This is a genomic window from Bacillus sp. LSHTCR4, from assembly GCF_057197025.1.
In genome coordinates, this window is record NZ_JBXUNO010000001.1 from 2,456,416 (window position 1) to 2,480,266 (window position 23,851).

Here is a 23,851-nt window from a genome sequence, read left to right on the forward strand (position 1 = left end):
TCCCTCCTAAATAACGAAATGATTGCCTTCTTCTGAAGCATTCAATTGTCGCAAAAACTTTTTCGTACGCTCATTTTGTGGATTCCGAAAAATTTCTTCTGTCGTTCCCTGCTCTACAATAATGCCATCAGCCATAAATATAATACGGTCCGCTACTTCTTTTGCAAAATTCATTTCATGTGTGACAATAACCATCGTTATATGCTGCCTTGCCAAATCCTTAATGACTTGCAATACCTCGTTCACTAATTCTGGATCAAGTGCAGAAGTCGGTTCATCAAACAATAATACAGCGGGATTTAAAGCCATTGCCCTAGCAATACCTATTCTTTGTTGTTGCCCACCTGATAACATCGTTGGGTAGAAATTTTCTTTTTCAGCTAAACCTACTTGTTTTAATATTTCTCTTCCTATTCTTTTTGCTTCTTCTTCACTTTTTTTCTGTACAACTGTTAATGGCGTTGTAATATTTTGCAATGCTGTTTTATTTTTAAATAAATTATAGTTTTGAAAAACCATTGCTGTTTTTTGGCGTAATTTTATTATTTCCTTTTTATAAAGCTTCTTCGCATGAATCTCTAAATCTTCAATTCTAATACTTCCATCCTCTGGTTGTTCTAATAAATTTAAACATCTTAATAGTGTCGATTTACCTGAACCAGAAGGTCCAATAATGACTACTACCTCCCCTTTACCGACAGTAAGTGAGATTCCTTTTAGTACTTCATTTTGTTTGTAAGACTTATACATATCTCTTGCCTCAATCACACATATCACCTCATTTCTGTTACAAGTATGGTGCATCCAGTTTCTTTTCTAACTTTTTCTGTCCCCAGCTAATTACAATTGTAATAATCCAATATACAATCGCTACCGCTAAGTAACTTTCCATATAACGATACGATTGTGCCGCTAACATTTTCGCTTGCGCTAAAATTTCAGCCACCCCAAGCGCAAAGGATAACGAAGATTCTTTTAACAATCCAACAAAATTATTTCCAAGTGACGGTACTGCAACACGAATAGCTTGTGGAAAGATAATCTGTCGCATAGCTTGCGCCTTTGTCATTCCAACTGATAAACAAGCATCCATTTGTCCTGATTCCACAGCATTTAATGAACCCCGAATAATTTCTGACAAATACGCTGCATTATTTAAACTGAGACCAATTAAAGTCGCTTGCATCGCTGTAAGTACTGTAAAGGTTGGGAATATTTGCGGCAATCCGAAATACAATACGAACAATTGAACTAATAAAGGTGTTCCTCTAAAGAAAGATATATATACTCTTGCAATAGAATATAGAAATTTCGTTTTGTTTTTCGTTATGATCGCCAAGCCTATCCCTATAACAAAAGAAATAATCATTGAAACTACAGTAATTCCTAAAGTTATGTATACATACTTAAATAATTGCGGAAAACTTTCTAAAAAATACGTTACATCAAACTTCACTCTATCCCCCCTCTCTAAATAAAAAACTCTTCTTACACATATAAGAAGAGTTGAATGTTAATCCATTTCCCCTCATCTTCCAAACGCTTCATACGTTTGCTGGAATTAGCACAGTACTTTTGTAGCCTGCTGCTGAGATTTCATCGGGCCAGTCCCTCCATCTCTCTTGATAAGAAAACTAATAAATTTTTCCATTTATTTCGTTGTTATTATGAAGAATACAGTTAATTACACATAATGTCAATACGAAAACTAAGAATTAAATTCAATACTTTTCCAAATAGCTTGTCCCTCACATTCACCTAGTCTTGAAATGTATCACTAATACTGGATAAACCGTACAGAAAAAGCCATGCTTCTATTGTTAATAGAAAGCATGGCTTTTTTATAGATTATTATTCTTATCGCATTTTATGTACTTCAGCAACTAACTTTCCGCCCTGAATGCCCATAGACAGTTTCACAGGTGCATCATTCGTGTTTTCAAACACTAAGTCTAAGTATGGATATGCAATTGTAGCATCTCTTCCTTGTGGAACGTAACCTACCGTTTTAGAATGTGTTGTTCTCTCTACCATTTTCAAACCAGCTTGATCTGCTGCATTGTATAATGTTGATGATGTTTGACAAACACCACCACCATATCCATCTACTAATTTACCATCTACAATTTCTTTTCCTAATTGATATCCTTTATCTGGCGTTGTATCACCAATTAATGCATTGAAAGAGAAACGGTCTCCTTTTGCTAATACAACTCCATTTATGCTCGCTGCTGACAAACGAATATTCTCAATACGGCCACCTGTTGAGCCACCTAAATTCGTTTCATATCTACCAATTACCGTACCACTTCCTTGCGCATCACTTAATGTTGCAGTAGGCTTTTTCTCAACAATAGGTAATTGATAGGAAGAATCCCACATACCAACGTTTAATAATTTATCTACTAATTCTTTTTCCATTAATTCATAAGAAGGTTTTCCTTCTTGCCAACTTCCATCAGGTGCTACACGTGATGGAACCATCTTTTTATCAACGCTTTTCCCGACCTCGCTAGCAACCTTCGTTACCGATTTTTTAAATTTTGCTTCGTCTTCAAAGTAGCCTAGACTCGATAAATCTAGCTTTTTCACTTCAGTACCTGTACGACCATCTACTAAACTAATAGAATCCTGCACTTCTGCTTTAGCCTCTACTGCGTGGCCACCAATATCACTTACTAATGCAACATCACTTACTTTTGTACCACAACCACTTACTACAGCTACACATAAAACCCCAACTAATATACCCTTTACTTTACGGAACAATATACTCTCCCCTTTTCCCCAATACTACTTTTATGTATTATTTCATTTTTATGTATGTTTTGTTACAATCATTTTACAATATATTTATAAATTGTTACAAGTTATTTTTTACTCTATATAAATTACTCTTTTCTTTTCTAAATGTCTACACTTATTTACATAAAAGTTTGAGCTTGATAGAATTGTAACCTTTATGTAACCCCACCCCATTATCCAGTATATACCATACGACAAACGAAATACAAATGCAAAAACTACACATTTGTATTTATAAAGAAACAACTCGTGAACGTAAATAGGTATTTGCCGTGCCACACTCCGCTTTTACACATACATTATGGTGAATTAACCTATTTTAAAGAAATGGAGGATGTTTTTATGTACCCCTACAATCCATACGATCCATATAACCAAAATGGTTATCAGCCTCAATATGATTTACAAGCACAATACCAACAATATATAGATCCAGCAGAACAAGTTAATCCATATGATCAAAATCGACAATTCCAACTTCCAATCTCTTTTCCTGGTGCTGGAAACCGTCAACTAGAAAGACGAGTAAATGAGCTTGAACAAAGAGTTCGTCAATTAGAAAACACAGTTGAGCGTCATACACGTAGATTAAACCGCTTAAACCAACGTTTACGTACAATAGAAAACAGACTAAATATTCCATTTTCAGCATTAGAAGACGGATTTTAATTTTGAAAATAAAAAATATATGAAGGAAGGGGCTCCCCCTTCCTTATATAAATTGACGAAAGTTTTTTCCATCTCTATACTGATAAGAGTTAATGAAATGAAACAAGGTGATAAATATGGATTTTGAAATAAATTATCTTTCCTTTTATGTTGTGCAAGTAGAAGGAAAAGGTGAAGCTGTTGATAAACGCTACAAACATTTTCAAACATTAGACGCTGAAGAGTATGAAGATAGCTCCTTAAAAGAATTTTTGAATGGAGAATTATTAAAAATTTCAAAGCGAAAAGTAGAACGTCATGCGAAAACAGAACAAGCTCCGACAAAAATCGGTCGCTTCATTGTAGAAGAAGGGCACGAACTTGATTCAAACCCTCATTACAACCTATTTAATCGCATTCGCTTTGCAGAAACGAAGGAAAACTTCAAAGATATGAGCGAACCTCTCGTTTATACATATCTTGACACAAGTGCTGTACGCGGTGGTGTATTTTTAATCGCGCAAGCAAAACTACGCAAATACTTTGATGATCCATTCGTTTTCGTTATGAAATGTGACTTCGAGCCGAAAGTCGCTTCCATTTCCGATGAATCCACACTGATTCGTAACGTTGAAATGGCCATCACAACAAAAAATATGAAATCTATCCAATATCCGTACATGCCCGAAGAAGGTATGGTCGAAGTGGGCGAGCTAAAGATTCACCAAGCATCACACGCCCGTTACTTTGAAGACTTCTTAAAATTCGTCGAATACGAACGCTCTATGCCTGAAATTATGAAAACACAAGTAATGGACATGGTATATGACCAAATTGAAGATGTATTTGAAGAAGGTACGGAAGAACGCGAACAATTCGACCAAGCGATGGAAGTATGGGCTGCCAGTCCGAAACGAGAAATTATGGAACAATTTTCAACCGAAGAAGTAATGGAAGCTACCGCTCAAATCGTCGAGCACGCTCCTGAAGTAGAATTAAAGTTAAAAGCAGATCATATCTCTGTGAAGGCCCTGCTTGCTGATTTCGGGGATCAAATACATATCGCAAAGGTAAATGACCGATACGTATTAATGATTGAGGCTGATACACTTACATTTGAGAAAGGCTTCTCTCCAATTGAGTTTCTGAAGCCAGACGAATTGCAAGACGTAATTGAGCGGATTGAGAATAAGCAGCAGTATAGCTATAGTTCAGGGGAAATTGAATAGATTAACTACAAAAAATCCTATCTCTATGTAAGAGATAGGATTTTCCCCATTATTCACGTACTTTTCTATTACTATCATAAGACAACTTTCTAATTTTATATACTTGATTTAAGGAGGTATATACACATGATTATAGACTATTACCCGCACTCTTTAACTGACATCAGTATGATCCCCATTGAAAAAATAATTCCACTATATAATCCACACATTACAAAATCCCATTTTCAAAAAATGAACAGCACTATTAAATATCTCAATACATTTGATTTACTTTTACCAGTTGAAAAACATCCTAAAAAAGATGAATACATTTTAGTCGGAAAATATGATTATTACACATATATAGCTAATAATCTATATATGAGACAAGTGCCCTGTATGATCGAAGATTTCACAGACCAACCTTCACAATACCTCAAAATACTTCGTAGACTTCATGCTAAAGGCGATTCTAATAAAATTAATAGGCAATTTATTTTAAATAAACTTGAGGAAAAACATTTCCCTCTATTACAAATTTTAAAACAGACAGGTTTTACTAAAAGCGATTTACGGGATTACAATTATAAAGTAACCGTTCCAAAAAACTATATAAACAGCCATACCACTGAAAAAACTATGAATTGGATTAGTGATTTAAAGTTAAAAAGTAATACTAAACAATTTTTATATAAATGCGCAGGTCTTCCAATAGGAAATCATAAAAGATTAACTGAAGAGAAGAAAAAATTCCTACAACATTTCTTTACACATGCAAAAGGATTTGAAAAATTAACTACTCCTCAACAGATTAACATTCTAACTAATGCCCTAAATTTCAAAGCAATAATGACTGCTCAATTACAGCAACAAATTAATTGCTATTTAATACAATAAATTTTAATTTATGTAGCTAGAAATAGAGGAGAATGTCATTTAACCTCTGCATTCTCCTCCATCTCAGCCAAATACCTAATCTGCCTTTCCGCCTTTCTAACCGCCGTACGAAAATGCTTTTTCAGTAGTTCTATTGTAGGTTCACTTATATAATATCTTTCCGTTATACTTTCCCACGTATCACTACTTTCAAATGTACTCCAAACGAAAGGACGCTCTGTATTTTTTCTCATTTCTTTAAATACCCATTTCCGCATCTTTTTTTTCGCTTTTTCTGTTAGTTTTCCGTTCTCTACAAGTTCAAGTTCACCATGTCTTTTATACCTTTTAGTAATATCTCTCTCGTTATATGCTTTAAGAAGTATGTTCGCTGTATTCTCAGCATCCGCTAAAGCACGGTGCTGCTTTCCTTCCCATGTTAAACCGAGTTGTTCTACTGCAGATTGTAAACTTGGTGTATGCTCAAATAAGTCTTCATACGCTTGAAAAACAAATTTTTGCAAATCAATTCTTCTTTCTTTGTCCATACGTGGGCATTCTACACTATGTAACGTACAATCATGAGATAGAAACCGATAATCTTCTTTTCCCCATGTAACAAATATAGAATCTTCTCCGATAAACTGAACAAATTCCTCTATAATTTGCGGAAATTTCTCTACACCAATTAAATCTTTCTTTGTAATTCCCGTTAATTTTGTCGTATGACGAGTAAGTCGTGCACCCGGTTTTACTAACTCCGAAAATTCTCCAATTACGTTCATTGTACTTGCTTCTATTTTTACAGCTCCGATATCAACTATCTCTGACGGATCTTCTGATTTATACGGCCTAAAATTTCTCTCTATATCAAACACAATAAAATGTGTAGCGTTTTCCAATTTTTTTACCTCTTTCTACATTCCTTTTCACACACATACTTTATTTTCAGTATTTATTTATTCATACACTTTATGCATGTGATACTTCGTCTAAAAAACGAAAATTCAATCTCATTATGCTATGTACATAGGAGGCTATTCAATAAAAATACAAAAAAAAAGAAGGGCAAGCCCTTCTTTTTTCCACAATTACTTCTTGTTAACGTTTGTAGCTTGAGGTCCACGGTTACCTTGTTCTACTTCGAAAGTAACTTCTTGACCTTCTTCTAAAGTTTTGAAACCTTCGCCTTGGATAGCTGAGAAATGAACGAATACGTCTTCTCCGCCTTCAACTTCGATGAATCCGAAACCTTTTTCTGAGTTAAACCATTTTACTTTACCGTTTTGCATGTAAAAAATCCTCCTACAATGTACCTATATGTACATATTCATTTTCAACCACTTTACAAAAATAAGTCAGACATTAAAAAAACTGCAACTCTGAGGAGATTTAACATTGCTATCCTCCTCGGAAGTTACAGCTCATTTAAATCTCTATATTATTAAAAGTAAAATGGTTTAAATATAATATATCATATCAATATAATAAAAGCAAAGTTTTTTTCGCTATATGACTTTTTTCTTCCACTGCATCGCTTTTGATTCACCTGATCCAGCTACAACATAGCCTTCTTTTTCGTTCACAATGCGCCAGCCATGCCCTTTAACTGAGTCACATACTGTAACAATTCCTTCTTCTAGAAGTACACGACAAACCGTACTAATCCCCGCCTTATTTTGCGTTGACGTTGTATATAGCACATGTTGATCTACACTTAAGTCTAAATAGCTACTTGCTTTCTGCTCACTTTGACATGTGTGCCAATATGTTTTTTCACTCTCAATACTTTCATCTATTTTACAAAAAGAAATATTACCGCTAATCCCCTTGCACGATCCACTGGCTGCTACTAAATACGAATTGTGTAAAGTCAACGCTGAGATCATTTGATTCATCACGATTTTAATCCTCTTTAATTTACGTGTCTCCAAATTAAAGAGCCAAACACCACCATATTTAGCATGTATTTTCGTACCGATAAATAAGTAATGTTTATATAAAAACAACGATCGAATAGATGGTGCTCCGCCACCATACTCAAGAAATGGATGAATGGTTTCCCATGTCGAACCAAAATCATTAGAAAGATACAACGTTTTATCTCCATGAGCAATTACAGTTCCTTGTACATTACTACACACATTCCAACTCGTTGCCTTTGTTGGAAAACGTTGAACCATCCAATTCTCTCCACCATTCATACTACGAATAAAAATTCCTTCGTCACCTACACCATACACTACATTATCTTCGCTATGTAAATCCCTAATTCGTTTTTGAAAACCATTTAAAATTTGTTTCCATTCTCCGTCTTGTTCATTAAATAAACCATTATATGTAGTAGCTAACATAAGCTTTCCATCTCTTAACTTTGTAATAGCGGTCGCACTTAACATTGTCTCCACGTTGACACTCCCATTCTTAGAACTTCTCAGCAAATGCAATTGCAAAATTACTGCATTTTTCAACATCCTCTTCATCTTCTGGAGCTAGTTCGATTTTCAAACCTTCTTGTACAAGCTCTGCACCGCGCTCTACAAGTCTTTCTTCAAATATCGTTACCGCTTCACAAAATAGTTCATACGCCGTATCACCTGATCCGAATACCGCTACTTTCTTCCCTGATAAATCTATATTTTCTAAGTCATCATGGAAATCTTCCGCTTCAAATGGTAATTCCCCATCTCCCCACGTATAAGATCCTAAAATGATTCCATCATAGGCTAGTAATTCTTCAGCATCCATGCCTTCCATTTCTTTCAATACTACTTCATGATCAAAGGCATCTAAACTAACTTTAATTAAATCAGCAATACTCTCTGTATTTCCTGACATACTCGCATAAGCTATTAAAATTTTCGCCACCTTGGCATCCCCCTCTAACAATAAATGATTCTCATTCTCATTATATTAATAATGAGAATCAATTTCAATTATATTTTTTCATTTTTATTTATTCCATACAAAAAAGCACAGATGACTATACAATCATCTGTGCTTTTTTATTACTTTTTAAAAATACCAAACGGCTTTCCAACTGGTAAAACAACTTTTCCGAAGTGTGTGTTTAACACTGCTGCTGCTGAACCATAGAAAGATAATAATGAAATAAGAAGTTCAGAATATGCTGCTAAATTATGCATTGCATGCGGCATAACACCTAAAGTACTTAATGAAAGACCAATAAATAAGAAATCAATAAGGACGAAAATCATAAATAATACTTTATGTGTTTCCATTGCACCAATTGTCATAAAGATTGTGAAAATCAAATATCCGATAAAGGCTACACCAAGCTGTTTTGAATCTGCAGCTTGTGCTAATTTTTCGCCAAATACTCCAAGTTGAATTAACCAAGTCATTCCAACACCTAGCCAAAATAGACCGTACGCACCGAATGCTGTTGTACCGAATGTATTGTTATGCTTTGCATCGTGAATGCAAGCAAAGATTTGTGCAAATCCTCCTAAAAAGATTGCCCATGGTAATACTAGTGAAACGCCATCTGTTAAGCCTAACTTTTGAGATGATGCTACAAGTGTTACCATCGCTAATCCAAATAGACCAATTCCAGATGGATCTGCTGTTGTCATTTTCACATGATGTGTAGTAGTTTGATTGCTCATATAAACCTCCTGATTATAAACATACTCGAATACAATACTTAAATCGGAAGACTATGTCAATGGTTTTTTTTGTATGTTGTCAGACCTTATATTTTATAATGTTCTAATATACTTTCAACCACTTCAAACGGTTTTATATTCACTTTTTCCAACTCATGTATCGGCAGCCACAATGGAATATAACTCCCTCTATCTTTCAGCTCGAATTCCTCAGCTTTACCACTTCCAAAAACTCCACCTATAATACGGGCGTTAAAATAATACTCCGTCCCTTTATACTCCACCTTCGCAAAAAGGTTCCCTACTTTTATATGTACCCCTAATTCTTCATAAACTTCTCGCTTCGTTGCTTCTTCAGGTGTTTCTCCTTCTTCAATTCCTCCGCCTGGAAAAACATAATTTGTTTTCCCTTCTCTAATACGTTTTATAAGAGCAATTTTCCCTTCCTGCACAATGATAGCCACGCTGCGATTTCTTATCATTTTATTACCTCAATACCAATCGCAACCGTTCCTCACTGTTTTTCTTGTTCTTTCGTATATATTTTGTATGTACTTTCTAACATTTCCTCTAAACTATCATTTTCACAATCCAACAATTTTTTATCAATTTGTTCGTACATTGCTATAAAGCTTTCGTATCGTTTTATTTCTGTTACTTTTACAGTCATCGTTGCTGCTGTCGTAAGGTTTGTAAATACAATATGATCGCCTTGTTTTATAAGTTGACGTTTTTTATCGTATCAACGTACTTCATATACTTTTTTTCCAGATTGAATTGATTGAAATGGTTTATTATATAAACCCATTTCGTATCTCATACAGCCCACTCCTTTTTGTTCATTTCTCCTATTAACACAGCTCACCTTGCTACACCTTGCATATAATATTCCATACGTATCGCTTAATTGAGAAAGGAGGCTGAAGAATCATGTTATATTTAAATCAAAAACCTGAATATAATAAATATGATATTGGTGATTATACTTATAGTAAAGTAGGGCCAACCATTTTTTCTTGGAACGATGAAACGAAATTAAAAATAGGTAAGTTTTGTTCATTAGGAGAAGAAGTCGTTTTCATACTTGGCGGTGAACATCGCGCAGACTGGATAACAACTTACCCATTTAATGCACTTTTTGATGAAGGAGCACATATTACTGGTCACCCTTCTTCAAAAGGTGATATCGTAATTGGTAATGATGTATGGATCGGTTATCAATCCTGCATTTTATCTGGTGTTACAATTGGTAACGGTGCCATTATTGGTGCAAAAAGTGTTGTTACAAAAGACGTACCGCCATATGCAATTGTGGCTGGTAATCCAGCAAAATTTATTCGATATCGTTTCCCGCAAGAAACAATTGACAAACTAGAGAATCTTGCATGGTGGGACTGGGACATTTCTGTTATAAAAGGAGCTATTCCATTACTACTCTCCGACAAAATCAACGAGTTTTTTACCTCTTCCGAAAATGAATCTATTTGATAAAAACAAAAAGAGCATCCTATTCTAGATGCTCTTTTTGTTTTTATTTTTTATGTCCGTGCAAGTGATGACACGGAGAACACTCAAATGGAATTTTATCTAAGCAATTAAAGTTTGTTTCACAAATTTGTTCAATCGTCGGAACGAACGGAATGACGACCATATTACTTTCTACTATTTGTGTAACAGGTGGCAATACTGTGCCTACTTGATGTTCGAAACGAATACTCGCTTGATTAATATAATTTCCTGCACCATTTGGTGCGCTCTGAACTACTACTTGGAACGCAACTGTTCGCGCTTCACCTGGATTTAAACTTCCTATAAGAAATCCTGATACTGGATTTACATTTGGCACTGGCGTATTATCAACCGTTACACTTCCAAGGACAAATCGTACACTACTATCTAATATATCTTGGAAACGAATATTTTGTATTGCTGTATCCCCCGTATTTGTAATAACTGTCGTAAACGTAATAATATCTCCAATTGTTGCTGCCTGTAAATTTGCCGTTTTTACGACTGTCGTTGAGACATTTTGAGGAATAAACGGGATAACAACTGTATTGCTATCACCTTCAACTACTACTGGCGGCTCATTCGGGTTTACAATTGCAAGCCCATTTGCTATAGCAGTATTTGTAACTAAATTATTTATTTGTCCTCCTGTTATTACAACTTGGAAATTAATAATGGCTGCATCATTTGGCTGAAAATCACCTAACGGGATACCAGTATTCGGATTGGCAAATGGAAGAGATACATCATTTACCGTTACCGTGCCATTTATAAATAACGTATTCGGATCAATGATATCTGTTAAAACAATATTCGTCACAGGAACTGTACTGTCATTTATAACGGCAATTCCGTAAGTGACAACATCTCCTACCATTGCTACTTCAAAGTTTGCTCCTTTTGCAACAAATAAGATTGCAGTATTTACCGTTACAATAATTGTATTGCTCGTGTCCATCACTGTAACTGGCGGCTCTCCTGGTACTAAATTATATTCTGCTAACGCCCCTGCAACGTTCACTACTGTACCACCATCTGGAAAGCTTGTAATCGTAGCTTTATATGTTACAAGTGCGGTCTCACCAACTGGAATATCTGGTATCGTAAATCCGGCCTGTGGATTTACCCCTGGCTGCGGAACTCCATTAATTGTTACACTATTTGGTACAAAAACAGCCTCTGGAGATAGTACATCGATAAATTGAACATTCATTGCATCAGCAGTTCCAGTATTTAATATACGAACAGTATACGTTACCGTTTCCCCTACTCCAACAATTGAATGATCTACTTCTTTCAGCATATCTAAACTGCCTCTATTTACTGGTGTGACTGTCGTATTACTTGAATTCGTAATTGTAGACGGAGGTTCTCCTGGAATCAATTCGAAATCACCCGTTACTCTCGCTGTATTCATAATGCTACTAGAAGACGGAACCGAGATTACATTTACTTCAAATGTAATTAATACGCTATCCCCTACAGCAAGATCCGGTAATGAAAAGCCTACAAATGGATCTAAGCCTACTTGCGGAATTCCATTTATTTCTACACTTCCAGGAACGAATTCTAAACTAGATGATGGAACGTCAATAAACTGAACATTCGTCGCTGTTACCGTTCCCGTATTTGTAACTTGCACACTATACGTTAACGTATCTCCTAATCGCGTTGCTTGTTTATTTACTGTTTTTATTATATTGAAGCGCCCTCTATTCACCCTCGTTATTGTCGTATTACTTGGCTGATTTACTATTACTGGTGGCTCTCCTGGCACTAAAGTAAAGCTTCCTATTATATTTGCAACGTTCGTAATTGTTCCTGATGACGGGATACTTGTAACTGTCGCTTGAAACGTCACTATAACTGTTTCACCAACTGGGATATCTCCAACTCCAAATCCAGTAATCGGATTTAAGTTTGGTTGCGGAGCTCCATTTATCGTTACACTATTTGCTACAAATGACGCACCTGTTGAAATCGTATCAGTAAACTGAACATTGTTAGCTGTTACTGTTCCTGTATTCGTTATTTGTACTGTATACGCCAATATATCTCCCACTAGAGTAGCGGCTCTATTTACTTGTTTAATAACATTAAAGCGTCCTCTATTTACAGTTGTGAGTGTTGTATTACTTGGCTGATTTACTATTACTGGTGGCTCTCCTGGTACTAAAATAAAGCTTCCAGTAACATTTGCCGTATTGGCAATTGTTCCGTTTGACGGAACGCTAACAACTGTTACTTGGAATGTGACTTCTACACTTTCACCTGAAGTTATATCCGGAAGTGAGAAGCCAGTATTAGGGTCTAATCCAGGCTGTAACACACCGTTTATCGTTACACTATTCGGTACGAATGTTATAGAGGATGGTAATACATCACTATATTGAACATTCGTCGCTATCACTGTTCCCGTATTTTGAACTACTGTTGTATAAGTGATTGTATCGCCTACTGCAACAACCGGCTGACTTACTGATTTTAAAACATTCAAACCAGATTCATTTATTTCTGTTAATGTCGTGTTACTTGTCGTCGTTTCAGTAATAGGCGGCTCTGTTTCACTTACAGCAAACGTAGCCGTAACGTCCACAAAGTTAACAACTGTTCCACCTTGAGGTATGCTCGTTACCATCTCTTGGTATGTGACAAGTACAAAATCACCTACAGGTATATCTGGAACTGTAAAGCCTATGAACGGATCTAATCCTGGTTCTGGCACTCCGTTTATACTCACACTTCCTGGAACAAATGCTACACCACTCGTACTAGAATCAAGAAATTGGACATTCGTTGCCGGTACCGTTCCAAAGTTAAAAATTAGTACATCATAGGTTAATATTTCACCAACCGTCGCTGCCTCTTTATCTACTATTTTTACTGGAAAAATTGAAGCTATATTAATTGTCGTAACGACTAAATTCGTTAATATCGTTTCCGTAATCGGTGGCTCCTGCGGATTCGGTTGTGAAGTAAATGTAACGTCAGCATCATTTAATATGACTTCATTATCAGGAATTTCCGTAATGGTCACTTGGAACGTTACAGAAATACTCGCACCAGCATTTAATAACGGACTAACTGTAAAGCCTATTTCTGGATTTAATCCAGGTTGCTGTATTCCACCTATGGTTACACTGTTGTCAACAAACGTCGTCCCTTCTGGAATGACATCTTGGAAGAGTACATCTGTAACAGGGATAATTCCTACATTCGTTATTAGCACTGTATACGTTAATACATCCCCAACAGCCCCAGTTGCAACATTTACTGTTTTTGTTGCTGTCACTTCACCAGGAGGAGGTAACGGTATTGTAACTACCGTTGTATTACTTGAGTTCGTTGTTGTTACAGGTGGTTGTAAAGGGTTCAATAAGAAAGTAGCTGTAGCAGTCGCTGTGTTTAGAACTGCCCCAAGCGTTGATGGTGCAACAACTATCACTTGGAACGTTACTGTCAATGATGTGCCCGCTGCAATATTAGGAAGCGGGAAACCTACATTTGGATCAAATCCAGGTTGAGGCGTTCCATTTATCGTTACACTATTTGCTACAAATGTTGTTTCTGGAGCAATCGGATCAATAAAAGAGACATTCGTTGCTGTCACTGTTCCGTTGTTTCGAATAACAACAGAATACGTGTAAGTTTCTCCAAGTGTTGCTTGTTGTACAGATGAAGATTTTTGTATATTTAATCGAGCTGTATTTACTTGTGTCACTACAAAATTACTATTTGTAGTAGTCGTTATAGGAGGACCAGCTGGATTTATAAGGAAACTGGCAGTAACATTCGATTGATTTCTTATATTCCCACCACTCGGAACACTCGTCACTGTAACTTGAAACGTAATTGTAGCAGTTTGCCCAACTGGAATATTGGTAACAGGAAAACCTGCTATAGGATCCGCGCCTTGCTGAACGACTCCATTTATCGTTACACTATTCGCTACAAATGTAGCTCCAGATGGGATTGGATCTTGAAAAATAATATTTGTTGCAGGAACAGTTCCTGTATTTTGAATAAGAATCGTATACGTTAACGTATCTCCTACACCTGCTTGTGGTGTATTTACACTTTTTATTACATTAATTGATCCTACATTCACTCGTGTCACAACGGTATTACTAATTGTTACAATTGTAATTGGTGGCTGCAACGGGCTTACTTGAAAATCGGCAGTAACATTTGCATTATTCGGAAGCACCCTATTTGGTGGTACGCTCGTGATTATCACTTGAAAAGTAACCGTCACCATACCTCCTACTGGAATATTAGCAAGTGGAAATGCAGTTGTCGGGTTTAAACCTGGTTGAGGTATCCCGTTTATTGTTACACTATTCGCTACAAAAGTGGTTCCAACTGGAATTGGATCAAGGAATGATACATTTGTTGCTACTACCGTTCCACTATTTTGTATAGCAACTGTATATGTTAGTGTATCTCCTACACCTGCTTCAGTAGCGCTTACACTCTTCGTTACATTTAGTCCTGAGGAATTCACAACTGTCATAACAGTATTACTTGGAACCGTCACAGTAATTGGTGGCTCTGTTGGATTTACAAGAAAATCTCCAGTTACATTCGCGTTATTTACAACATTATTCCCTGGCGGAATTTCATCAATTAATACTTCAAATGAAATAATTACACTCGCGCCAGTAGGTAAATCATTTAATGGGAATCCTAGTCCTGGATCTGCCCCCTCTTGTAAAACACCATTAACCAATACACTATTTTCAATAAATAATGTCCCTTGTGGAATTGAATCTTGGAAAAATACATTTGTAGCTGGTACACTACCTGCATTTATAACTTCGATTGTATATACTAAAACATCTCCTACCGTCGCAACATCCGTATTCACTGCTTTCACAACTTCAAAGTTCCCTGATTGTACTGTTGTATTCACAATGTTACTCGGAACATTGATTGTCACTGGTGGTTCACTCGGATTCACTTGAAAACTTGCTGTTACATTTGCCTGATTTAAAATATCTTCATTTTCTGGATTCTGTACAATTACTACTTCGAATGTGACTACAACCGTTTGAGCCGCAGGAATATTCGGAAGAGAAAATCCTGTATTCGGATTCAATCCACTTTGCGATACTCCATTAATTGTTACAGAATTTGCAACGAAGGAAACAGCGGAAGAAATACTGTCTTGAAATAACACATTTGTTAGCGGAACGTTTCCTGTATTTTGAACGGCAATCGTATATGTTAAAGTATCTCCTACTGCTGCTTGCATTGTATTCACTTCTTTTATTACATTTAAACCGCCTGTATTAACTTGTGTCACAACTGTATTCGTTTGTCTATTAATCGTTATCGGTGGCTGATTCGGAATAACGACGAAATTAGCAGATACATTTCCGCGATTCGGAATCGTACCTCCTGACGGCGTAGATGTTACTCGTACTTGAAATGTAACTGTCCTAGTCCCACCTGGAGATATGTTAGCAACTGTAAACCCAGTTGCCGGATTTGCCCCAGGTTGCGAAATTCCATCTACAGTTACACTATTTGTGATAAAAGTCGTTCCAGTTGGGATTGGATCTTGAAAAATAACATTCGTCGCAAGTACATTTCCTGTATTTTGAATTGTTACCGTGTACGTAAGAACGTCGTTAACCGTTGCAAAAGCTTTATCCACTGTTTTTCTCGTTGTTATATCAGCTATATTAATTGTCGTAACTACAGTATTACTTGTCGCTTGCCCTGAAACTGGTTGTTGACCAGGCACTGGAGTAAAGGTAAATGTTGCACTCGCACGGTTCGGAATTGGGTTGACAAAAGGATTAGATGTCACTCGTACTTGAAAGCGCACTACAGTCGTTTGCGATGCATTAATACTTCCTAAATTAATACTACTTGCTGGATTCGCTCCTGGACGTGCTACCCCATTTACCGTAACGCTGTTTGCGACAAATGTTGTTCCTGCAGGAATACTATCAACAAAAATTACATTGTTTGCAGCAACATTCCCATTATTTATGACATTAACTGTGTACGTTAATACATCATTAAGTGTCGCAGTCTGTAAATCTACAGATTTTTGCATACTTATAGTTGCTTGATTCACTGTCGTTTGTACTGTATTTGAAGAAGACATACTAGTAATAAGTGGACTACCGACGAAAGGACGGAATTGATAAGACACCATTGCACGATTTGGAATAGGATTTGGATTCGGAAACGATGTTATTCGTACTTGAAATGTAACAACTCTTTGCGTGTTATTTGGGATTGTGCCTAAATTAATTCCATTAGCAGGGTTTGCATTCGGCTGTGTTACTCCACCTACTGTTACACTACCTGCTATAAACGTCGTTCCGTTCGGAATACTATCACGTAATACAACGTTTTCTGCACTCCCTGTTCCTGTATTCGGGACCGTAATCGTATAAGTGAGAGTATCCCCTACCCCTGCGACTGTTCTATTAACCGATTTAACAGGATTAATAATTGGACCTGTTGCATCAATTTGAACACCAAAACCAGCTGCAGCGTATCCATCTCCATTTGTAACGAAGCGAACAGTTGCTGACGTTTGATTGTTTACTAAAGATGAGGAGGCATCTACATTCGTAATATCCCACCCTTGTCTTCGGATCGCTAAAGCGATTCCTAACGGCTGATTCAGATTTCCAAATGTGCCGCTCGTATCTAAATTTCCATTGTCATTACAAATTTGTGACTGAAAGAAATTATTTGCAGGGTTTCTCGGTCCGAATAATGCAACTGTAGCATTTGCATTCGGTCCAAAGCGAAGTTGATCTCCAACAATGTTAGAATCACCTTCTTGGGCAGTTACGAGTACCCTTCCTGTAACAATTCCCGTAGACGGTGTTGCAAAACCTGAAATAATAGCATCAACTGGCGGGGATGAAGCATCAATAATTTCTTGTCCTGCATACACTGATAAATTCCTTAGTGGTAAACTCGCATTTTGATACACAACCTCAAGCGTCCAACCAACTGAACGACTAATTGTTGAATCAGCTGATGTTCTTGCAGCTGGCACAGCACCTGTTGTATATGTCCCGGCCCCAGCCGCACTAACAAGGTTCGTTACATTAGCAGAGCGACTATAATAAAACTGCTTCCCTACTGAACCTTGCTGCGCAGTTGCTGGGTCTGGTGCAACAGAAAATGTTCCCACTGGTGTTGTAAAGGTGATATCATCATTTAAAAACGCAGTAACATCCTCAGTATCAGTCCGGTATGTGCCAGCCCACACAAGTTCTGCGTATAAGACGCTACTCCCTGCTGGAAGGTTTAAAATTGCACTCGAAGAATTTAATGGCCAATCATTCGTCGTTCCTGCTGGGAATCCAGGTACTTGAAGTGATGTATTCACCGTTGTGAATACATCAATCGTACCAAAATTATTACCTGGTGCAGGTGATGTCGGACTTAGTCCTAACGTGTTCCCAGTGAACGTGACGGCACCAGTTACTGTTGTCGTAAAGCGATTCATAAAAGGCACACAATCATCTCATTTCATTTATAGTAAAAAGTGCTCTATACTATAAAATGTAGACAAACTATGTAATGTACGTTGTCCAACAAAATTCCACATATATGGAGAGGAGTTTACTAAACTATGCGCTACGTTATCATAACAGGAACTTCACAAGGTTTAGGTGAGGCAATTGCTACGCAATTGTTAGAAGAAAATACAACTGTCATCTCTATTTCTAGAAGAGAAAATAAAGAGCTTACGAAACTTGCAAAACAATATAATAGCAATTGTATTTTCCACTCCTTAGATCTTCAAGATGTACATAATTTAGAAACGAACTTTAACAAAATCATTTCATCTATTCAAGAAGACAGTGTATCTTCTATTCATTTAATTAATAATGCGGGTACAGTTGCACCTATGAAACCAATTGAAAAAGCAGAAAGCGAACAATTCATTACGAACGTTCACATTAATTTACTTGCACCTATGATTCTTACATCTACATTTATGAAACATACGAAAGACTGGAAAGTAGATAAACGCGTTATTAACATTTCATCTGGTGCAGGAAAAAACCCTTACTTTGGCTGGGGCGCTTATTGTACAACAAAAGCTGGTGTAAATATGTTTACACAGTGTGTAGCAACCGAAGAAGCAGCAAAAGAATTTCCAGTAAAAATCGTCGCTTTTGCACCTGGCGTTGTTGATACAAATATGCAAGCACAAATTCGGGAAACAAATAAAGAAGATTTCATAAATTTGGACCGCTTCATTGCATTAAAAGAAGAAGGAAAACTATTATCACCTGAATATGTTGCGAAAGCTATTCGTAACTTACTAGAAACTGAGGACTTTCCTCAAGGCGAGGTTATTAGAATTGATGAATAACAAAAAGGCGTGCTATTTTAGCACGCCTTTTTGTTCTACTTCTCTAAAAATATAAGCACAGACTCCGCAATTTGCTTATAACCAATTTCTTGATAAATTTTATTCGATGTCAGATTCGCTAAATCAGTATATAATGTAGTCGTCTTGTACCCTTCATCTAACATACGTTGACTAAGTGCCGCTACACAATTAGATGCGTATCCCTTTTTCCTTGCTTCTTTCGGCGTATATACGAAATTAACTGTTATATTATTTTTAGTTGGACGTGTTTTTGCAGCTACAGAAACAAGTTTCCCGTCTACTTCTAGACCAAATAAACGATGATTAGTAAGTAATGCATGTGCAGTTTGTTCTGCTTCTTCTTTTGTAGTAGGAAGATTCACATCTTTGCAAAATTGATATATCCACTCTTCTATTAATGTTAGTTCATCACTACTTACTTCTCGAAAAAAAATATCCTCGCTCGGTTTCTTCTTCACTTCTTTCAACTCATATACTCCTTGCTCCATTACAACATTCGTTTTCTTATTTTCTAGCACCGCAATCTCTTCCGCTAATTTCTGTACAATTTTCTTATTACCGATCAATCCAGGAATATCCGGATATACTTTCGTTAACTCTTTTGCAAGTTCCTCAATAGTTACTCCCGCAATTTCAGAAGTTGCAACAATGATTTGTTTCTTCTCTTCTGTTTGCAGAAATACAACCGCAATTTCTTCTCCTTGTTTCGCTATCCCCATAAATATCGGTTGCTGGACCATTTGTAATACGCCTAATATAAGATTGTTTTCCTGTTCATTCTTTTCTAGAAATGGTGTAACCTCTTCTTTAAAATTAACAATCTCTTCATATACATGCAATTGAATCATCGACAATCTCTTCTCTCTATTTATAATTTTATTAAGGTATTGGCGATTAATTCACTAAATTCCTCTTTTACGATTCAATAATATTTGAAGCTAACGTATTCAAATTATTTTCAGCTTGTAAAATTCTCTGTTTTTCCTTTTCAAATACCCCTTCTTCTTTTCGAAATAACTCTTTTCGATTGTTAATCATGCGCTCCATTTCTTTTTTACTCGGCCCACCGTATACCGTTCTTTTTTGAACAAAAGATTCTGGCGATATAATTTCTTTCCACTCTTTTTCTAATAAAATTATATTAAATTCTTCTTGTAAGTACATATTCACATCTTTCAAATGTAATTCATGAAGCTCCTTTTTCTGCTCCAATAACATATTTGCAATAGCACTTGCTGCATGATGCGCATGCCGAAATGGAATGTCATAGTTTTTTGTTAAAACATCTGCGAAATCAGTTATCGTAATTGCATGTTTATAGGAACGACTTTTCAACGTTTCTTCTTCTACTTTCATCGTTCGAATAACTGCATTCATAATAGAAAAAACACGAATAGTCTTTTCAATCCCTTTATATAAATACGGCTGCAAGTCATCCTCTGTATCAACAATATCACCAAATGGTGTATTATGAATCATTTGAAATACTGTAAATGCTTCTCCTAAAGCGCTACTCGTAATCGCACGCGCATGCTCAATTGAAACTGGATTTCGCTTTTGCGGCATAATACTACTAATCTGTACATACGGCTTTGCAACAGTAATACCATCATATTCTTTCGTCGCTAATAGCAAGAAGTCATGAATCCATCTGCTCGTATTCGTCATCATTACCATAAGTAACGAGCTAACCTCTAATAAATAATCTGCTCCAGCGACAGCATCATATGAGTTCTCAATTACATTAGTAAACCCAAGTAAATCAGCAACTCGCTCCCGTTTAATTGGGAAACTTGTTGTAGAAAGCGCAGCGGCTCCCATTGGGGACTGATTTAAAAGTTTGTACGTTTTTTTCATACGTTCTAAGTCTCTCTGCATCGTATCATAAATTGCTAACGTATAATGACCAAATGTTGTTGGCTGTGCTGGTTGTGTATGTGTATAAGCTGGCATAATCGTTTCCTTATGATCAGCAGCAAGTTGCAATATACTCTCTTGCAATAGCAAATGATGCTCCATTAATCGTAATACATACCGTCTTAAACTCATGCGATACATCGTTACACCCATATCATTTCTACTTCTACCAATATGCATATTACTTACAAAATCGCTTTTTGCTTCTTGAGAAATTAAATGTTCCACTAAAAAAAAGAGATCTTCATGCTGCTCTGTATAGAGCAATTGCTCTTTTGGAATTCCCTCTACCTTTTTTAATGCTTGTAGTATAACTTTAGCTTCTTCCTTTTTCATTAAATTTTCTTCCATCAGCATCACAATGTGCGCTTTATGCACTTGAAACATATCTTTCAATAAGTAATTTCTTTGAAAATGAAATACATGTTGTAATACACAATTCACATATGTTTTTCCAGGGAAATCAGCGCCTTCACTCTTTATAAACTCTTCTTTACTTTGTTTCATCACCTTTTCCCCTTTCATCTAAGTATTACTACCCATCATACCCATAGATGGCGAAAAAGTGCTTGTACATAAAAATAAACTCGGTGCTCTCTGCACCGAGTTTACTTAATAAAAGTCGCATCATACTTATCACTTTGCAACACTTGGAAATGCAAGTTTGCTAAATGTTTCCGTATTTCTGCACTGTCGTCCTCATTTAAATTATTTGCTAAAAACACTATTTCTGTACAGTTCCCGCGTTTATCCATCGCGTAAACTGCTTTTGTAACTGTCCATGGCGTATAGCCATTTTTTTGACCTGCATGTCTAAATGTTTTACGGTATTTCTTAGCGCTCATATCTGTTTCAACGATGTTAGCCCATACTTTTTCTTCTGCTTCTGTCAGGCCACCTTTATGATTTGCCTTTTGAAGCAGTACCATATAATCATTTGCAGAAGCAGCTGGCAATCGATCTGACCAAATTTTATCGTAACGTTCCTCTAAATAAAGAGGAATTTCCTTCTGTAATAATGGTCCCTTCTTTTTTAAGCGTTCATGAATAATCATCGCATATTGACGATATTGCTCTTGAGACATTTCTTTTAACTTTTTCTCTATTTTATATTTCGGAACGTGTAATTCTTTATGCAAATATCCTGGAATGTATAAAGATGAAACGATTGGAAATAGCGGCTGATGTGCTGGAAGTGATAAACTTTGTAAATTCCGATTAATATTATCTAACCCTAACAATTCCATTAAATATTCAGCATTCGCATTCGAACTAAATTTAACCATTCCTTTCGCCACTTCTTCTAAAGAAACCGCTCCTTCAGTTATCTTGCCTGCCTTCTCCAAATACCTTTGCCATCTATCTTGCGCACCACCATCTGTATTCGGTACATAATACCGATTCACATCATTTATGGAAACAAAACTAGACGAATCAATTTTCCCTTCCGTAACTTGTTTCGTATATTCAAGCGCCACAATTAATTTCATTGTACTAGCAACTGGCAATACAACGTTGGGATTGACAGAATAAACAATTTTATCATTTCTCTTTACTAGAAGTGCACTATTTTTTTCATCTTTATGTTCTTCAATAAAGGATGCGATATACTGTGCATCATCATTATTTGAACTCCACACTTTTTCCACTAAAAAGTTACCCGATATTAGCAAAACGAAAATACCCACAATCACTGCGCATACTATAGTTTTTTTCAAGTAAAATTCCTCTCCTATTGTGTAGCTCTTCTCTATCTATCTCTTACAAACAAAATAATGGAGATGATTCTTTTAGTAATCATCTCCATTATTTTAACTTGTATTCTCCTATTATGTCTACGTCATAATTTTAACGAAATCTTCGAGAAATTTTTTATAATGTAACGACCAACCAATTCGCACCCAATTCTTTAATGCTTTTGAGTCAGGTTGAGGCCGGAAATCAGCAATACTCTCTCCTTTTGCAATTCCAACTGTATCTACATCGACTCGGCGATATACATAATCTAAAAGGGACGGATTTGCCGCAACCATCATTGTAACGACGTCATGTACTGGACTACCTGTTATTTTCGGGTTTAACTTTTTATAGGCTTTATAATAATACGTAAATATCGGCTCGATCAACTTATTGAAACTCGTTTTAGAGTGTTTTGTAATATATTTTACCATTTCTGGCGTAATAATAGCTTCAGATGTAACGTTAAGTGGCACTAATGTCACATTCTTAGCATTTTGCATAACTAATTGTGACGCAATAGGGTCACCATGAAAATTCGCCTCTGCGACTGGTGTCACATTTCCAGGCATTAAAAAAGCACCGCCCATTATATAATATTCTTTCACATACTTCATCATCGGCTTTTCTAAAATAAATGCTGTCGCTAGTGTCGTTGACCTACCTGCATCAACTATAATTAATTCTCCTTTATACTTTTCAAGAATATCAAAAAAAGCACAAAAAGGTTTTATATTTGGCGAAAAAGTTTTTGGAGGTTTAATTGGTCCTAAACCGTCTGCCCCATGAATTTCTGGATAATACGTTGTAACATCTCCGGATAAAGGGATTTTTGCACCATTAATAACAGGTATATCTTCTCGCCCTGCCATTTGCAATAAATATGCTGCATTACTCGTTGCCTTTTCCTGCGTTACATTTCCATATCCCGTTACAACACCAACAATATCAATATCAGGATGCATAATTCCATACATGATGGCTAAAGAGTCATCAATTCCCGGGTCTCCCAAAAATAACACTTTTTTCATCGACCTCAACTCCATCCCCTCAATTGTTATTAATTTATGAATAGCCATAGACATACAGAATAAAAAAGAACAAAATTATACGAAAAAACGTAGTCCTATAAGGAC

The 23,851-nt window shown here is 36.3% G+C and carries 19 protein-coding genes, 1 pseudogene and 1 riboswitch; of the genes and pseudogenes, 5 read left to right on the forward strand and 15 right to left on the reverse strand.

The window, feature by feature from the left end; genetic code table 11:
- Positions 1 to 6: 6 nt before the first annotated feature.
- The 3 genes from AC2CGR_RS12610 to AC2CGR_RS12620 form a co-directional block, all read right to left on the reverse strand.
- Positions 7 to 768: an amino acid ABC transporter ATP-binding protein gene (locus AC2CGR_RS12610; RefSeq protein WP_270184905.1), complete on the reverse strand. Its 762-nt coding sequence runs from the start codon at positions 766 to 768 to the stop codon at positions 7 to 9.
- A 19-nt stretch (positions 769 to 787) separates the two neighbouring features.
- On the reverse strand, positions 788 to 1,456 hold the full coding sequence (locus AC2CGR_RS12615) for an amino acid ABC transporter permease (protein WP_000667175.1): 669 nt from the start codon (positions 1,454 to 1,456) through the stop codon (positions 788 to 790).
- 69 nt (positions 1,457 to 1,525) lie between these two features.
- A riboswitch (SAM riboswitch) is annotated at positions 1,526 to 1,632 on the reverse strand.
- Between the two features lie 225 nt (positions 1,633 to 1,857).
- Positions 1,858 to 2,769 (reverse strand): VanW family protein, encoded by a 912-nt coding sequence (locus AC2CGR_RS12620; RefSeq protein ID WP_087967386.1) that lies wholly within the window; start codon positions 2,767 to 2,769, stop codon positions 1,858 to 1,860.
- A 363-nt stretch (positions 2,770 to 3,132) separates the two neighbouring features.
- Here AC2CGR_RS12620 and AC2CGR_RS12625 point away from each other — a divergent pair, with 363 nt between their 5' ends.
- The 3 genes from AC2CGR_RS12625 to AC2CGR_RS12635 all read left to right on the forward strand — a co-directional run bounded on the left by AC2CGR_RS12625 (position 3,133) and on the right by AC2CGR_RS12635 (position 5,561).
- Entirely contained in the window at positions 3,133 to 3,474 is a 342-nt protein-coding gene (locus AC2CGR_RS12625; protein WP_002022967.1) for a hypothetical protein, read from the forward strand.
- A 116-nt stretch (positions 3,475 to 3,590) separates the two neighbouring features.
- On the forward strand, positions 3,591 to 4,682 hold the full coding sequence (locus tag AC2CGR_RS12630; protein WP_087967384.1) for a DUF3900 domain-containing protein: 1,092 nt from the start codon (positions 3,591 to 3,593) through the stop codon (positions 4,680 to 4,682).
- 126 nt (positions 4,683 to 4,808) lie between these two features.
- A complete protein-coding gene (locus tag AC2CGR_RS12635; protein WP_087967382.1) occupies positions 4,809 to 5,561 on the forward strand; it encodes a hypothetical protein in 753 nt (250 codons plus the stop codon).
- A gap of 35 nt (positions 5,562 to 5,596) precedes the next feature.
- Here the strand turns inward: AC2CGR_RS12635 and AC2CGR_RS12640 are convergent, their stop codons facing one another.
- The 7 genes and pseudogenes from AC2CGR_RS12640 to AC2CGR_RS12670 form a co-directional block, all read right to left on the reverse strand.
- On the reverse strand, positions 5,597 to 6,442 hold the full coding sequence (locus tag AC2CGR_RS12640; protein ID WP_087967379.1) for an exonuclease: 846 nt from the start codon (positions 6,440 to 6,442) through the stop codon (positions 5,597 to 5,599).
- A 189-nt stretch (positions 6,443 to 6,631) separates the two neighbouring features.
- Positions 6,632 to 6,832 (reverse strand): cold shock-like protein CspB, encoded by a 201-nt coding sequence (gene cspB / locus AC2CGR_RS12645; protein WP_001179150.1) that lies wholly within the window; start codon positions 6,830 to 6,832, stop codon positions 6,632 to 6,634.
- A gap of 216 nt (positions 6,833 to 7,048) precedes the next feature.
- Positions 7,049 to 7,948, reverse strand: coding sequence for a WD40/YVTN/BNR-like repeat-containing protein (locus AC2CGR_RS12650; RefSeq protein WP_484480890.1), 900 nt, complete (start codon positions 7,946 to 7,948; stop codon positions 7,049 to 7,051).
- A gap of 16 nt (positions 7,949 to 7,964) precedes the next feature.
- Positions 7,965 to 8,408: a flavodoxin gene (locus AC2CGR_RS12655; protein ID WP_087967375.1), complete on the reverse strand. Its 444-nt coding sequence runs from the start codon at positions 8,406 to 8,408 to the stop codon at positions 7,965 to 7,967.
- 140 nt (positions 8,409 to 8,548) lie between these two features.
- Complete coding sequence (locus tag AC2CGR_RS12660) at positions 8,549 to 9,169, reverse strand: acetate uptake transporter (RefSeq protein WP_000070938.1); 621 nt, start codon at positions 9,167 to 9,169, stop codon at positions 8,549 to 8,551.
- Between the two features lie 86 nt (positions 9,170 to 9,255).
- Complete coding sequence (locus AC2CGR_RS12665) at positions 9,256 to 9,651, reverse strand: NUDIX hydrolase (protein WP_087967373.1); 396 nt, start codon at positions 9,649 to 9,651, stop codon at positions 9,256 to 9,258.
- A gap of 32 nt (positions 9,652 to 9,683) precedes the next feature.
- A pseudogene (locus AC2CGR_RS12670) lies at positions 9,684 to 9,989 on the reverse strand (ASCH domain-containing protein).
- A 110-nt stretch (positions 9,990 to 10,099) separates the two neighbouring features.
- Between AC2CGR_RS12670 and AC2CGR_RS12675 the strand changes: the two are divergent.
- Positions 10,100 to 10,657, forward strand: a complete 558-nt coding sequence (locus AC2CGR_RS12675) for a CatB-related O-acetyltransferase (protein ID WP_087967369.1) — start codon at positions 10,100 to 10,102, stop codon at positions 10,655 to 10,657.
- 43 nt (positions 10,658 to 10,700) lie between these two features.
- Here the strand turns inward: AC2CGR_RS12675 and AC2CGR_RS12680 are convergent, their stop codons facing one another.
- Positions 10,701 to 18,173 (reverse strand): DUF7507 domain-containing protein, encoded by a 7,473-nt coding sequence (locus AC2CGR_RS12680; protein WP_484480891.1) that lies wholly within the window; start codon positions 18,171 to 18,173, stop codon positions 10,701 to 10,703.
- A 117-nt stretch (positions 18,174 to 18,290) separates the two neighbouring features.
- Between AC2CGR_RS12680 and AC2CGR_RS12685 the strand changes: the two genes are divergently transcribed.
- A complete protein-coding gene (locus AC2CGR_RS12685) occupies positions 18,291 to 19,040 on the forward strand; it encodes a (S)-benzoin forming benzil reductase (RefSeq protein WP_087967365.1) in 750 nt (249 codons plus the stop codon).
- Between the two features lie 35 nt (positions 19,041 to 19,075).
- Here AC2CGR_RS12685 and AC2CGR_RS12690 read toward each other — a convergent pair whose 3' ends face one another.
- The 4 genes from AC2CGR_RS12690 to AC2CGR_RS12705 all read right to left on the reverse strand — a co-directional run bounded on the left by AC2CGR_RS12690 (position 19,076) and on the right by AC2CGR_RS12705 (position 23,746).
- Positions 19,076 to 19,909 carry a GNAT family N-acetyltransferase gene (locus tag AC2CGR_RS12690; protein ID WP_087967363.1) on the reverse strand — a complete coding sequence of 278 codons (834 nt, stop codon included), beginning with the start codon at positions 19,907 to 19,909 and terminating at the stop codon, positions 19,076 to 19,078.
- Positions 19,910 to 19,976: 67 nt separating this feature from the next.
- Positions 19,977 to 21,485, reverse strand: coding sequence for an argininosuccinate lyase (argH, locus tag AC2CGR_RS12695; RefSeq protein WP_087967361.1), 1,509 nt, complete (start codon positions 21,483 to 21,485; stop codon positions 19,977 to 19,979).
- A gap of 101 nt (positions 21,486 to 21,586) precedes the next feature.
- A complete protein-coding gene (locus AC2CGR_RS12700) occupies positions 21,587 to 22,696 on the reverse strand; it encodes a serine hydrolase (protein ID WP_087967359.1) in 1,110 nt (369 codons plus the stop codon).
- Between the two features lie 117 nt (positions 22,697 to 22,813).
- Positions 22,814 to 23,746, reverse strand: coding sequence for a nucleoside hydrolase (locus tag AC2CGR_RS12705; RefSeq protein ID WP_087954667.1), 933 nt, complete (start codon positions 23,744 to 23,746; stop codon positions 22,814 to 22,816).
- Positions 23,747 to 23,851: the final 105 nt, after the last annotated feature.